Source organism: Flavobacterium sp. CYK-55 (assembly GCF_018413465.1).
Taxonomy (GTDB): domain Bacteria; phylum Bacteroidota; class Bacteroidia; order Flavobacteriales; family Flavobacteriaceae; genus Flavobacterium.
Map to the genome: position 1 here is coordinate 167238 of NZ_JAHCDK010000002.1, position 13990 is coordinate 181227.

At 39.6% G+C, this 13990-nt stretch carries 15 protein-coding genes and 1 tRNA gene; 13 read left to right on the forward strand and 3 right to left on the reverse strand.

The window, feature by feature from the left end; genetic code table 11:
* The first annotated feature begins 40 nt into the window (after positions 1 to 40).
* Positions 41 to 871 carry a GIN domain-containing protein gene (locus tag KIH23_RS03285; protein ID WP_213211243.1) on the forward strand — a complete coding sequence of 277 codons (831 nt, stop codon included), beginning with the start codon at positions 41 to 43 and terminating at the stop codon, positions 869 to 871.
* A 333-nt stretch (positions 872 to 1204) separates the two neighbouring features.
* Here KIH23_RS03285 and trxB read toward each other — a convergent pair whose 3' ends face one another.
* Positions 1205 to 2155, reverse strand: coding sequence for a thioredoxin-disulfide reductase (trxB, locus tag KIH23_RS03290; RefSeq protein ID WP_213211244.1), 951 nt, complete (start codon positions 2153 to 2155; stop codon positions 1205 to 1207).
* 159 nt (positions 2156 to 2314) lie between these two features.
* On the opposite strand from trxB, the gene KIH23_RS03295 reads away from it, so the two are divergent.
* Positions 2315 to 2389 (forward strand) — tRNA-Pro (locus KIH23_RS03295).
* An 893-nt stretch (positions 2390 to 3282) separates the two neighbouring features.
* Here KIH23_RS03295 and KIH23_RS03300 read toward each other — a convergent pair.
* Complete coding sequence (locus tag KIH23_RS03300) at positions 3283 to 4275, reverse strand: T9SS type A sorting domain-containing protein (RefSeq protein ID WP_213211245.1); 993 nt, start codon at positions 4273 to 4275, stop codon at positions 3283 to 3285.
* A gap of 383 nt (positions 4276 to 4658) precedes the next feature.
* Here KIH23_RS03300 and KIH23_RS03305 point away from each other — a divergent pair, with 383 nt between their 5' ends.
* From KIH23_RS03305 to KIH23_RS03340, 8 genes are all read left to right on the forward strand, one after another.
* Positions 4659 to 5768, forward strand: coding sequence for a glycosyltransferase (locus tag KIH23_RS03305; RefSeq protein WP_213211246.1), 1110 nt, complete (start codon positions 4659 to 4661; stop codon positions 5766 to 5768).
* Complete coding sequence (locus KIH23_RS03310) at positions 5759 to 6310, forward strand: RNA polymerase sigma factor (RefSeq protein WP_213211247.1); 552 nt, start codon at positions 5759 to 5761, stop codon at positions 6308 to 6310. Before KIH23_RS03305 ends, KIH23_RS03310 begins: the two co-directional genes overlap by 10 nt.
* A gap of 113 nt (positions 6311 to 6423) precedes the next feature.
* Entirely contained in the window at positions 6424 to 6681 is a 258-nt protein-coding gene (locus KIH23_RS03315; RefSeq protein ID WP_213211248.1) for a hypothetical protein, read from the forward strand.
* A 91-nt stretch (positions 6682 to 6772) separates the two neighbouring features.
* Positions 6773 to 7573 (forward strand): energy transducer TonB, encoded by an 801-nt coding sequence (locus tag KIH23_RS03320; RefSeq protein ID WP_213211249.1) that lies wholly within the window; start codon positions 6773 to 6775, stop codon positions 7571 to 7573.
* A 107-nt stretch (positions 7574 to 7680) separates the two neighbouring features.
* Positions 7681 to 8817, forward strand: a complete 1137-nt coding sequence (locus tag KIH23_RS03325) for a helix-turn-helix domain-containing protein (RefSeq protein ID WP_213211250.1) — start codon at positions 7681 to 7683, stop codon at positions 8815 to 8817.
* An 81-nt stretch (positions 8818 to 8898) separates the two neighbouring features.
* Positions 8899 to 9789, forward strand: a complete 891-nt coding sequence (locus KIH23_RS03330) for an alpha/beta fold hydrolase (RefSeq protein WP_213211251.1) — start codon at positions 8899 to 8901, stop codon at positions 9787 to 9789.
* Positions 9790 to 9791: 2 nt separating this feature from the next.
* Complete coding sequence (locus KIH23_RS03335) at positions 9792 to 10136, forward strand: hypothetical protein (RefSeq protein WP_213211252.1); 345 nt, start codon at positions 9792 to 9794, stop codon at positions 10134 to 10136.
* Positions 10137 to 10143: 7 nt separating this feature from the next.
* Positions 10144 to 10761 carry a hypothetical protein gene (locus KIH23_RS03340; RefSeq protein WP_213211253.1) on the forward strand — a complete coding sequence of 206 codons (618 nt, stop codon included), beginning with the start codon at positions 10144 to 10146 and terminating at the stop codon, positions 10759 to 10761.
* A 129-nt stretch (positions 10762 to 10890) separates the two neighbouring features.
* On the opposite strand, the gene KIH23_RS03345 is transcribed toward KIH23_RS03340, so the two are convergent.
* Positions 10891 to 11742 (reverse strand): M48 family metallopeptidase, encoded by an 852-nt coding sequence (locus KIH23_RS03345; RefSeq protein WP_213211254.1) that lies wholly within the window; start codon positions 11740 to 11742, stop codon positions 10891 to 10893.
* Positions 11743 to 11865: 123 nt separating this feature from the next.
* Between KIH23_RS03345 and KIH23_RS03350 the strand changes: the two genes are divergently transcribed.
* The 3 genes from KIH23_RS03350 (at position 11866) to KIH23_RS03360 (ending at position 13985) form a co-directional block, all read left to right on the forward strand.
* A complete protein-coding gene (locus KIH23_RS03350; RefSeq protein WP_213211255.1) occupies positions 11866 to 13104 on the forward strand; it encodes an MFS transporter in 1239 nt (412 codons plus the stop codon).
* Positions 13105 to 13233: 129 nt separating this feature from the next.
* On the forward strand, positions 13234 to 13770 hold the full coding sequence (locus KIH23_RS03355; protein ID WP_213211256.1) for a DUF2975 domain-containing protein: 537 nt from the start codon (positions 13234 to 13236) through the stop codon (positions 13768 to 13770).
* Positions 13771 to 13772: 2 nt separating this feature from the next.
* On the forward strand, positions 13773 to 13985 hold the full coding sequence (locus tag KIH23_RS03360; protein WP_213211257.1) for a helix-turn-helix domain-containing protein: 213 nt from the start codon (positions 13773 to 13775) through the stop codon (positions 13983 to 13985).
* The last annotated feature ends 5 nt before the right edge of the window (positions 13986 to 13990 follow it).

The following is a 13990-nucleotide window of genomic DNA, read 5'->3' on the forward strand; positions in this document are numbered from 1 at the left end:
AAAATTGGGATGTTTTTTTATCTTTGAAAAAATTTACACCATGAAAAAAATAGTCAGCCTTTTGTTTCTGTTCAGTACCGTTGCTTTGGGTCAGCAAAAAGAAAAATTAAAAGGTTCTAAAATAGTCACCATCACCCAAAAAGAAATTGAAGAATTCGAGAACGTTGAAGTTGATGACAATCTTGAAATCTTCTTGATCAAAGGCGACAAATCAAGCGTTGAAATCGAGGCCGATGACAATCTGCACCAAACCATTGATGTAGTTTCAGCCGGAAATACGCTCAGACTATCTACCAATCGTCAGATATCAAGCGCTAAAAAGTATTCGGTGCGCGTTACTTATACCGATCAATTCAAAATGCTCACGGCCAAAGGCGATGCCAATATTACTGCGTTGGCCGATTTGAATTTACCGCATTTTACCTTCAAGATTCACGACAATGTGCGTTTGTATGCCAATGTCAACGCCAAAAAATTCAATTTGCTGGCCGACGAAAAATCTAAAACCGAGCTCAATTTAAAGTCAGAAGACGCCAGCATTGAACTCAGCAAAAACGCCCACATCAAAGCGCTTATTGCGGCCACGCAAATGAAGTTTGACATGTATCAAAAAACCAAAGCCGAAATCGAGGGCGATGTGATTGATTTTAGACTGCGCATGGACAATGACTCAGAATTTATCGGCGCCAAACTCAGCACCAAAAATACCGAACTCGTTGCCGAAGGCTTTGCTGATTGCAGCATCAATGTCGGCACCAAACTCATCCTCGACGCCAAAGGAAAATCAGAAGTTGACTTATACGGCGAACAAAAAATCGAAATCAAAAACTTTTTAGACAACGCTGTTTTAAGAAAAAAACCAATCAAATAAGTGGTTTTTTAGGTGTAAAAAGTTGAGTATGTTTAAAAAGTTTAGTTGAAAGTTTCGTGTAACCAACAACTGAAAACCAATAACTAATTCCATTTATTTCTGGGCGCCTTTTCCGGCTGTTCGCTGCAAGATTCTTCCCAAACCTTTTTCATACTGGGCTTTAAAAGCGCTTCTAAAGTCGCGTTTTTCAGCCGGTATTCAATAAGGTTTGTGCGCGAATGCTTTTCGCTGCCATCCTGGGCGCTCACGTATCGCTGAACATCATCTGTCAAAACAAAAAAAGGGTTCCGCCGAAACAAAACCCATTTTCATATCTTGAAGTTATATACTTGTTTATCCTTCTAAAGCAGCCAAGTAACGCTCGGCATCCAAAGCCGCCATACAACCGGTTCCGGCAGCAGTAATCGCCTGACGATATACATGATCAGCGGCATCACCGGCCACAAAAACACCCGGAACATTGGTTTTAGAACTGCCCGGTACATTAATTATATATCCGGTTTCATCAAGTTTTATATAATCTTTAAAAATACCTGTATTGGGTTGGTGACCAATGGCTACAAAAAACCCGGTTGCCGGAATTTCTTGCTCAGCACCTGTAGCATTGTTTTTTACTTTTACAGCGTTTACTACTTGACCATCGCCCAAAACCTCAACAGTTGAAGTGTTGAGTAAAATATCAATATTTTCGGTTTTGCGCACGCGTTCTTCCATGATGCGTGAGGCTCTGAATTTATCGGTACGCACGAGCATAGTTACTTTTTTGCACAGTTTTGACAAATAATGCGCTTCTTCACAAGCTGAATCACCCGCACCTACAATCACCACTTCTTGGTTGCGATAAAAGAAACCGTCGCAAACCGCACAAGCCGAAACGCCTCCGCCCATTTGCAAATAATGTTGCTCTGAAGGTAATCCTAAATATTTAGCCGAAGCGCCTGTTGAAATAATCACCGTCTGACAGTGGATTTCTTGCGTTTCATTGACCCAAACTTTGTGAATCGGACCAGAAAAATCAACCTTCGTGATCCATCCGTCGCGCACATCGGTACCAAAACGTTGGGCTTGTTGTTGCAATTGCACCATCATTTCAGGGCCGGTAACACCGTCAGGATAACCCGGAAAATTCTCAACTTCATTGGTGGTTGTGAGCTGACCGCCGGGTTGTGAACCTTGGTACAAAACCGGGTACATGTTGGCGCGTGCAGCATATATGGCCGCGGTATAACCCGCAGGACCTGAGCCTATAATCAGGCATTTTACTTTTTCTATAGATTCTGACATATCAGTGCTTTTAAAATTGAAATTTAGGTGCGCAAATGTAAAATTTATTAAGTAGAATACTTACTTTGAAAATCCTAAAAATCAATTTTAAAATAATTTTTATTTATTTAGATAAAACCTTTTGTCAGAAATAATTTAATTCTATATTTGCAGCCGCTTCGGGGTGTAGCGTAGCCCGGTCATCGCGCCTGGTTTGGGACCAGGAGGTCGCAGGTTCGAATCCTGCCACCCCGACAGAAAATCCTTGCTTTTTCAAGCAAGGATTTTTTTATTAAAACAAAACCCAAGCTCGCTTGAGGTTTTGGAGAAATAAAAAAATCACCGTTTCGCCAGAAACGGCAGATTTTCTGAATCGACACCCCACACTCAGGATCACGCCAGTAATCCTGCCATTCCAAAACTTAGGTTAAAAAAAAGCCTGCGTAACTGCGAAGCAGTGCAGCATAAAAAAACGAAATTGCGCAAGCAGTTGAGTTGCGAAGCAATTAAACCGCGCCAACAGTTGAGTTAAAATCTTTACAAAAATCCAAAATCAAAGCTTTAAAAAAAACGAAACCTCTCAAGCAGTTGAGTTGCGAAGCAATTGAATTGCGCCAGCAGTTAAGTTGTTGGAAACCCAAAACAACGCGCAAATCGAAACTCAAATTCGAAATTATTTCCCGAAAACCAATCAAAATATCTTGTTACAATTTTTATCTAAAAACCAATTTGCAACAACTACTGTTGCAATTCAGAAATAAAAAAACGACTTGCAACAACTTTGTGTCAATTTTTTTAAAAATTTTATTTTGACACAAAAGTTGTGTCATTTTTTATTTTTCAAAAAAAATGACACGTTTTAACAAATCAAAAAACAGTTTGAACTTCCAATCGTTTCATTCAAATTATTTTTAAAAACTAAAAAGTTACGCCGAGGAAAATCGAAATCTACAAGCGAAGGGGCTTCTAACAACAGCGCATAAAACACAATTACTTGATTTTATATGCTTTATGAATGCTTTCACGTAAAATTTTATCTTAAAAGAGTATACGCTGTTCGGCAATATTCACCTAAGACTACACGACGTTACGGAGTAATTGAGTTGTGAAGCAATTGACCTACGAAACAAAAAATCAACAACCAAAACCTACCACCTTACCACCTGCTCAACCCAAACTAGCCCATTCAGAGACATCTTCACCCAATAAACCCCACGCACCAAACCACTCAAATCAATCATGGACGCTCCTTCAGCTACCAAAACTTTTTGCCCCAAAGTATTAAAAACGCTCATTTGCATTGACTTAGAAACGTCTACTCCTTTTACTTCAACCCAACCCTCGGTCGGATTCGGAACCAACTCCATTTTCTCTTTTACCATATTGCCAACGCCTAAATTCGGGCAAATACTCGTTTCAAAAAGATTTTTAAAATGACTGTAAATTTCAGGAGTAGAAATATTCGCCAGGGCATAATAGCAACCCGAAGTATTTCCGTTGTGACAGCCGCCTATCGGAACCACCGTTTCAATGTTGGTAGCATTCAGATATGAATCGGGAATTTGGGTCATATAAGCGCGAAAACCATCGCCCGGCAAACCGTGAATATACAGGCTGTCGTTGCAAGTATAAATTTGATACCAATGACTCCACATAGAGCCAAACCACAAAGTCCAATTCAAACCGTCGTCATCAGAATAAACCACTCGTGACTGATAATAATTGTCAAACAAATAAATGCGCTGATTGATGATTTGAATTTGGTTGATGCTGTCGGCTGTATCATCGGTTAAGTTGCTGATTACCGGCATAACTGGCGTGATGAGTTGCCAAGTGTTTCCGGAATCATCTGTGCGGTAAAGTTGCGTTGACGCACCAATATATCGGCTGCCAACCAAAACAAACCAACTGTCAATATCTATAAAATCAAAATCGCGGATGTAATAATTGGGCTGGTCTGTAATGGCAAAATCGCGAATGAGCGATAGTTGATCTTGGACATTGTGATACACTTTTGTTCGGCCAACAGTAATCTTGGTATTGTTTAATTCATAATGAGTAGAATCGTTGATAGAAAACCAACGCTGGGCATACATATTTGCACTTAGGAGGAATAAAAAAATAAAGCAGTACTTTTTCATAGAGGATTTTAGATTAGAATCTTGGGAAGATTAAAGATAAACAAGTTAAAGATAAAGCAATTCGTTTTGAGCTAATTAGAGGCAATTACTTATTAAATGCCAACACTGACAAAGTATTTGAATTCATATTTAATGTACACGCCCCGCAGCCCCGATGGAAATAAAAAGCCGCTGCCGACTCAAGCGGTGGTTTTGCCGTTGTTGGCGGGCGACCTCAGAAGCCCCGACAAGACCGAGCAAAACCCCGATTTAGGCCAAGCGCTTGTATGGACAGCGGGAAAATGCTGCCCTAACAAACAATCGAAAAACTGTTCAAAACTTGGTTTTCATTTCCGGCTGGAATTCATACCTTTGCACACGTTTTTAAAAAGCAGTAGTTGTTTATGTTAACCGTTTTATTTTTTGCTTTTATTGGTGTAGTAGTCATTCAGTTTCTGTATTATGTAATTATTTTCGGAAAGTTTGCCTATGTAAAATGGCAGGGCAGCAATCCGAAGAAAGTGCCCATTTCAGTGATTGTTTGCGCTAAAAACGAAGAAGAAAACGTAACCAAGTTTGTTCCGATTTTGGCCGAGCAAGATTATCCGGATTACGAAATCATTTTGATTGACGATGCTTCAAGCGACAATACTTTGGAGATTTTTGAAGAATTTGAAAAACGATATGACAAAGTTCGTTTGGTAAAAGTTGAAAACAACGAAGCCTTTTGGGGCAACAAAAAATTTGCGTTGACTTTGGGCATCAAAGCCGCTAAAAAAGAGTATTTACTTTTTACCGATGCCGATTGTTACCCAACTTCAAAAGATTGGATTCGCGAGATGAGCTCACAATTTACCGCTGAAAAAACGATTGTTTTGGGTTATGGCGCTTATGAAAAAATCTCAGGTTCGTTTTTGAATAAATTGATTCGCTTTGAAACTCTACTCACAGCAGTTCAGTATTTCTCATGGGCCAAAGCCGGACGTCCTTATATGGGCGTGGGCCGAAACTTGGCATATAAACGAGAAGAGTTTTTTAAAGTAAACGGATTTATTGATCACATGAAAATCCGCTCGGGTGACGACGATTTGTTCATCAACCAAGCGGCCAAAGGAAGCAACACAACGATTTGTTATTCGCCCGATAGTTTTACCTATTCAATGCCAAAAATATCGTTCAAAGAATGGTTTACGCAAAAACGCCGACACGTATCAACAGCACAATATTATAAATCATCGGATAAATTTCAGTTGGGCTTATTTTACTTTTCGCAACTGTTGTTTTTGATATTGTCCACCATATTGTTGGCTTTTCAGTTTCAGTGGATGATTGTTTTGGGCATCGTTGGATTTAGATATTTATTCTCGTGGATTACCCTCGGGCTCGCTGCCGGAAAACTGCGCGAAAAAGATGTAATGTATTGGTTTCCGTTTATCGAAATTATCTTGGTTGCGGTACAACTCAATGTGATGTTGACCAATACAGTATCAAAACCACCTGTTCATTGGAAGTAAACAAAAACATAGAACTGGCCAAGAAAGGTGATCAAGCTGCTTTTACTTATTTGCTTGACCATTATTGGAACGAGGTATATGGTTTTATGCTCAAACGTACTGAGAACGAGACCGATACCGAAGACATTGTCATTGAAACCTTTGCCAAGGCTTTTGATAAAATTCACACGTATAATCCGGATTTTCAATTCAACACTTGGCTCATTGCGATTGCTAAAAATGTACATATTGATATGTTGCGCAAACGCAAATCATCGTTGTCTGTTGACTTTTCAAACGAAGATGATTTTAGAGCCTACAATATAGCTGATACCGCTCCTTCAGCTGAAGACAAGATTATTACCGAGCAAAATTTATCAAACTTACTCAGTTGTATCAAAGAGCTCAAACCACACTATCAAGAAGTAATTCAGCTTCGTTACTTTCAAGAATTGAGCTATCAAGAAATAGCCGATCAATTGAGCGAACCCCTCAACAACATTAAAATTAAGCTTTTAAGAGCCAAAAAACTATTGGCAGAAATTATCTTAAATAAACACTAACAATCCTGAAAGTGTTAAATTTTTTATTTCTGACAATATCGGCTAAAGTGTAGCCGTTTACTGCATAAAGAAATGTTTATGAGGTAAATTCTACCTAACCAAAAATTGCTATCATGTTTCGCTTAAACCCGTTTTCTCACCCAAGGGTAAGTTCATTTTTTGAAGATAAAGATGAATCCACCTGCTCTATTCAGTGGCGTGCCCTGAATAATGAAACCACTTTATTGGCCTTCTGTTTAGTGTTATCACTAGTGGCCATGTTGCTCACTATTCCGCTTTTGGCCTCGAGTTTTGAGCCAGATTCGGCACATGAGTTCAACAAACATATTTTTCAAGTATCTGAGTTGCCCATCACAACGCAAAACAATTAATTCGTTTAGTTTAATTATACGAATAACGATAACCCTAAAATACTTCCGCCTATGAACCAGTAAATACTTAAACCACTAAAAACTATTTATTATGTCAAAGTTGAGTATTTACCAAAAAGGTTGGATTGACCTTGTTTTTGAAGAAAAAAACAAAACCTACGGTGCTTATCAGTTGCGTCAGCAAAGTGACCGAATTACCCTTATTGCTTTTTTGAGTGGATTGGCACTGCTTAGCGGCGTTTCTTGTGTGTATTTGCTGTCTCATTTATTGAATCATCATAATGAACCAATTGCTTTACCCGAAACTCTTGATCGAATTATCCAAATAGACCAATACCCAAAGCCTATTGATTTACCACAAGAACAGGTAAAAACTTCTGTCACCCAAAAGACAGAACCCACAGCTCACGAATCTTGGTTAAATCCTGAAATTGTGCATGCGCCACAAGCGAGCCCGACAGAACCTGTTGTCAATACTACAGTCACCAATTCAACCGGTTCATCAACCACTGACGCAACTCAGCTCGTCACCGGAACTGCCAACAACACACCTATAATAGATGTTCCGGACACAACCATCAGAAACACGATGGAACTAGACAAACAACCTGAATTTCCGGGTGGTATTGAAAAGTTTTATCAGTTTATTGGGCGCAACTACAAAAACCCAGACCTCGATGAGCCTCAAATGTATCGCGTGATGGTTTCATTTGTTATTGAAAAAGACGGAAGCATGAGCAACATTCGCGTATTGCGTGATCCCGGTTATGGCATGGGCCAAGAAGCCTTGAGGGTTTTGGAATCGCTCAAAACCAAATGGGCACCCGGCTTGCTCAAAGGTCAAAACGTTCGGACGAGTTATACTTTGCCGATTGTGGTGAAGATTATGTAAACAAAAAGCCTCGGTAATTCTGAGGCTTTTTATTTTATCTCAAGGGATGTTTACTTTTGTAACCATCTTGAGTTTTTTTATACTAACGGCTCGCGAGATATTCAATCATGAACCCAACACTTGAAGCCTTATTCATTGGCCCAACGTTCTTCTTATCATTTTTGATTTTGGCCAATATGCAACGCGCCAATATCAAAGCCAGTTATTGGTTTGCGGGTTTTATCTTCTGTATTTTTCTCATTCAGCTTGACGCTCCGCTTGCTAGGATTGGTTTGGATAAAAACTGGACATTCTTAAATGACTTTATCGGGCTTTCAAATTTTGTAGTAGCGCCGATTTTTTATTTGAGCATTGTTTATTATGTCAAACCTAAGCGTCAATGGAAAAAAAGAGACAATCTGCATTTTTTATTTCCAATGCTGATACTGATTCTTTTGATTTTAAGTCACTGGGTTGACCCTGAGCCGGTGTCGAAACCGCAACCTGAAATGGTTACTATCAGTACCGTCATTTTTATCATTTGCTTTTGTTTTTACATTGTTTTTTATTGTCTGAAATCTGTTGTAATCATCAATAAATACCAAAAAAGTCTTGTCTTATACACATCAAATACCGATGTTTTTGATTTAAAATGGCTTCAACAAGTGAGTTTTTGCGTATTGTTTATAGCTACTTTATGGATGCTCGATATCGCGTTTCAACTTTCTGAACACTCAACTCTATATAGTACTATATCGAGTGTTTCAACCTTTATGAGTATTTGTTTTATGGGTTATCATGCGTTGAAGCAGAGAGAAATTTATCCGTATAAGGCCGAAGAACAAAAGGAAATCGAAAATCTTATTACAGAAAATGAACCTACCGAAACGTTTAAAAAGAAATTGATTCCGGATGAGCAGTTGGATAATTTCAAAACATCGCTGATTGATTTAATGGAAACCGAAAAGCCATTTCTTGAAGCCGAACTGAGCTTGGTTCGCTTGGCGCAACAATTAAAAATCAGCCCGCATTTGTTATCATATGTCATTAACAACGGGTTTGGAGAAAACTTTTATCAACTGGTCAACAGATACCGAATTGAAGAAGCGCAAAGACTCATGAGCGACTCCGGAATGAATCACTTAAGTTTATTGGGAATCGCATACGAAGTTGGGTTCAATTCAAAAACTGTTTTCAACACCACTTTTAAAAAAGTTACCGGACAAACTCCATCAGATTACAAAAAAACGGTACAACACAAATAAAATGAAGTTCGGATTGATAAGTTAGAACGTTCGCAAAGCAGTAATAACACACTTTTGCGGCGAATTACAAACTTAAAAATCATGCTGACAAAAATTCTTCCGCAGGCTTTTACTCGGAGGCTTATTCCAAAAACATTCTACTTTTTTATTGCCTTTTGTACTGTTTCTTGTTCAAAAGAAAATAGTTCGACCGCTAATCCATATTCTGAAACTGACGTTGATTTAGGAACGCATAAGCTCAGAACTTATCAAATAAATCACAAAAGCAAGTATTTGGTGGTCTTTGAATCGGGTTTAGGCGATGGTCATTTATCGTGGAATCCGTCGGGAACTTCACAAGAAGTAAACGAACTGGCTCAAGCTTTAGGTTCAGATATCTTACTGTATGACCGAGCCGGTTATGAACATTCAGGCCAGAATAACAATCCGCGCAATATTGACAGATTGCGCAGCGAGCTCGAACAAGTAATCAGTCAAAAGGCACAAGGTCGAAAAGTCATATTGGTTGGACATTCGTTAGGAGGTATGATTGTTCGCGATTACGCCATTAAAAACCCAACAAAAGTAGCAGCGCTGTTGTTTGTAGATTCTATGCATGAAGGATACAATAATCCGGCAGTTGAAGACTATATTTATCAAGCAATGTACACGCAATTCGGAGCTGACTTTGGCGGTACTCTGGAAGCACGTGAACTCGCAGAAGACATTGCCTACGGTGCCTTGTTGCCACAATTACCCAATGTTCCGGTGGTTGCTTTAACGAGCATGAAAGATGACCCTAGCAGTCAGCAATCAGATTTGCTCAACGGAGCAACCCGCGAGCAATGGTATCAGGCCCACGAACAATTAGGCAACGGGCTTTCGGATTTTACCCACATTGCCACCGTAAATTCCGGGCATTATATTCAACTCGAAGAACCTGAATTGGTCATTGAAAACATTCTCTTATTGCTATCTAAATTGTCCAAATAAAAATGAAAACAGCTCCGTTATTCATCACGCTTTTTGCGGTTGTTGTGATTTCATGCTCCAACAACAAATCTCAAAATACCAATCAACAGAAATATTATCCGGCGGTAAAAACAATCGTCGCCGAAAAATGCCTTTCCTGTCATGCCTCAAACGGAACTTGGGCCGGTCGTCCGATAAAACTAGATTCTGATCAAGACATTTGCAATCAAAGTGAAATCATCAAAAAATCAGTTGCTGACCCAGTGAGTCCAAGCAATCGAAGAATGCCGCAAGAAGACAGTTTAACAGCAGAGCAAATTCAAGTCATCGTGAATTGGTATCAAAAAGGCGGTCAAACAAATCAATAAAATCAACATGAAAAAGATCATATTTATAACCTTAACGCTATTTTTCATAACGGCTCACGCGCAAACAAAAGGAAAATTTCGAACCGATATCAACTTGGATTTGTTATTCCCTTCGCCAGGCGGCTTAGGCATGGCTATTGACTTTGAACCTAAATATAACCTTGCTTCAAATATGAGTTTAGGGCTTAGGTTATCAAATGGCTTTGCCGTTAAAGAAATAGACTCATCGGTCAAAAACGCACCTAAAGAAGAACGCACCACTGTTTACACTTCTATTCTTGGCACCTCTGATTATTACTTCAATCGTTTGGGCACAAATACGATTCCTTTTGTAGGAGCCGGTTTAGGATATTTCAGTATGATTAATGCACAAGCCGAATCCGGCACTTCGCTCAATGATTTTGACCATCTTGACCGTGTTGGAAAATGGGGCGCGATGCTTCGATTCGGGTTTGAAACAGGAAAGTTCAGATTGGGAGCGAGCTATCATCTGATTCCAAAAACAAAAATTCAATCAAAAGACGGCAGTACCTTAGGCAGCCAAAATAACAACTACTTCACACTTCATTTTGGTTTATTCATCGGGGGAGGAAAATGGAAAAAACACAACTGTCCACTCAAATAAGTTGGTTATGCTTAAGGTAAGCACTCGGCTTTGTTGCTTGGGCCGGGTGCTTTTAAATTTCATCGGTTAAGTTTCACTGCTAAAAATCCAAGCCAACAAAAAAGCCTCAGGAATTCTGAGGCTTTTTATTTATTTTTTCTTTTTGATGGGTTTTTTCGTCGGTTTTTTGGTGCCGGCTTTTTTGGGCACTTCTTTTACGTAAGGCTTATACAAACCATCGGCTTCGGCGCGAGCTTTGGCATCGGCAGCGCGCTGTTTAGAATCAGGGTGCGAACTCATCATTCGATCAATAATCGATGAAGATTGTCCTTCTGAGAGTTTGGCCAAAATATTAAACGCTGATTCAACCGCATTGACATTATAACCGTTGCGTTTCATAAAATCATACGAATAAGCGTCCGCTTCTGATTCTTGTGTGCGACTGTGTTTACAATCAATCAAGGCGTTGGCCATTTTTCCGAGTTGACTATCAGTTACTGCAGCTACCTTACCTGATTGTGAAGCCGCTGCGTCTAAAAGTGCTTCTTTTTGGTATGCAGCTTTCATGGCATCGCGTGAATCATGATTGGCTACGTGTCCGATTTCATGACCAATCACCGCCAAAAGTTCGTTGTCATCCATGATGTCCATCAAACCTGAAAAAACACGTACACTTCCGTCTGCGGTAGCAAAAGCGTTAACTTCTTTGACTAAATATACTTTGTAATTAAGTGTCAATCCGTTTTCATTTTTGTGTTTGCCAAAAACTTTATTCAAACGAATCGTATAAGGGTCATTAGGACCGGCAACTTTGTTTTCTTTATCCATTTTGTCAACGGCTTGTTTTGAAAGATTAGCTGCGTCTGCATCAGAAAACATAAAACCTGATAGGCCTTTTTGCACTGCACCCAAAGCGCGATCGTTCAAATCAATGCCAATTTGTGCGTGAGCCAAAGTCGAAAGCATTATGATAAATGAGCCAAGGAAAAATTTTCTTTTCATAAATAAAATCTGATCAAATGTTGACACAAATATAATAAGTTGATGCGCTCAAAATAGGATTCTGCTTTTATTTTCAACGAATTTTAATATTTTTGAATGCATCACTCTCTCAAATATACAACTATGACAGCCACAGAAAATAAACTCAAACATCTTTTAGGTCTTCCGGTCATTGTGGCCGCTTTGGGCTATTTTGTTGACATTTATGATTTGTTGCTTTTTGGAATTGTACGCGTGCCAAGTTTGCAATCACTAGGGGTGAATGCCGATGTAGCCGGAACCCACATCATGAATTACCAAATGACCGGTTTGCTTTTGGGCGGAATTCTGTGGGGCATACTCGGCGACAAAAAAGGACGACTGTCGGTTTTGTTTGGTTCGATCATCGTTTATTCGACGGCCAATATTGTTTGTGGATTTTTACCTGTACTCAATGGGCCTTATATTGTTGAAATATACGCTTGGCTTCGATTTATTGCCGGCATTGGGCTGGCCGGAGAATTGGGCGCAGGCATTACCTTGGTTTCAGAAAGTTTGCCCAAAGAACTCAGAGCGCTCGGCACTTCAATCGTAGCCGGATTCGGTTTGTTTGGAGCGGTCGTAGCCAACCTAACTGTGGAACTTGCCGGAAGTTGGACCACCGCCTACCTCATTGGCGGCGTCATGGGATTGGCCTTGCTGGTATTGCGCATCAGCGTTTCTGAAAGCGGAATGTATCAGTCGCTTGAAAAAAAAGAACATGTTGCTAAAGGAAACTTCATTTCACTATTTACCCACAAAGGCCGTTTGATTCGTTATTTAAAATGCATTGCCATTGGTCTACCCACTTGGTTTTGCATCGGAATTTTGGCAGTCATGGCCAATCAGTTTGCGCCGGCTATGGGTATTGAAAGCCTCAATCCTGGTAAGGCGATTATGTGGGCTTATGTTGGAATTTCAGTGGGTGATTTTGCTAGCGGATTTATCTCACAATGGCTGCATTCGCGCAAAAAAGCCATTTTATACATGATGCTATTTACAGTTATTGGCATTGTACTTTTGCTCAGCGGAGTAGCCCATACCGAAAACCAATATTATTTTTATTGTGCTTGGATGGGCTTGGGCACCGGCTATTGGGCGATGTTTGTGACTTTGGCCGCCGAGCAGTTTGGCACCAACATACGCAGTACTGCCACAACAACGGTCCCGAATATGGTGCGCGGATTACTTCCGGTCATGCTTTTGGGCTTTGACTTTTTGAAGCCCAATCAAGGGGTCATCATGGCCGCAGCTGTGGTAGGAATTGTTGTGTTTGCTTTGGGAATTTATGCAACCATAAGCATCAGCGAAACGCATGGAAAAGATTTAGATTTTACCGAATAAATTGTTTTTGACGCTTCGATTGCTTAAAATCGATTTTGAGTTTAGCAGATTTTTTTGAAATTTAATTTATTTTTATTGTTTTTCAATAAATATTTATTATTTTAGCCGCGTTATTAAATCTCATTCGTTATGTCAAAAACCAATCAATTTGTGTTTCAAGGCTTACATATTGTAGCTTGGATTATTTTTGTCGGCTTGTGTATTGAAGCCGGCGCACTACTTGTAAATTTTGCGTTTGCCTTGTTCAAACCCGAAACCGTCAGTCATTTGTATGAAAAACTTAACCTCAGCCAAATGTATCAAACCAACGTTTGGGCTTTTGTGGGCATGTATAGTTTTATTATAGTTATTTCTGTACTCAAGGCTTATTTGTTTTACATCGTTATCAAACTCATGAGCAAACTTGATTTGACGCGTCCGTTTAGCAGCTTTGTATCAGAACAAATTACCCAATTGAGTTATTATACTTTATCGATTGGTTTGGTGGGATACATAGCCCGAGAAAGTGTGCGAAATTTGGAACATCGCGGTTATGAAATCGATCAACTCAGCAAATTTTGGCCCGATAGCCAGGCTTATATTTTGATGGGCGGTGTGATTTATGTGATTGCGCTGATTTTTCAGAAAGGAATCGAACTTCAAACCGAAAACGACTTAACCGTATAGCTATGCCAATTGTTGTAAATTTAGATGTGGTGATGGCCAAGCGAAAAATGTCGCTCAACGAACTCTCTGAAAAAGTGGATCTGACTTTATCAAACCTATCAATCCTTAAAACCGGAAAAGCCAAAGCCGTACGCTTTAGCACGCTTGAAGCGATATGCAAAGCACTTGATTGCCAACCGGCTGATTTGTTAGAATATACACCTGAAAAAGAATAATTAAA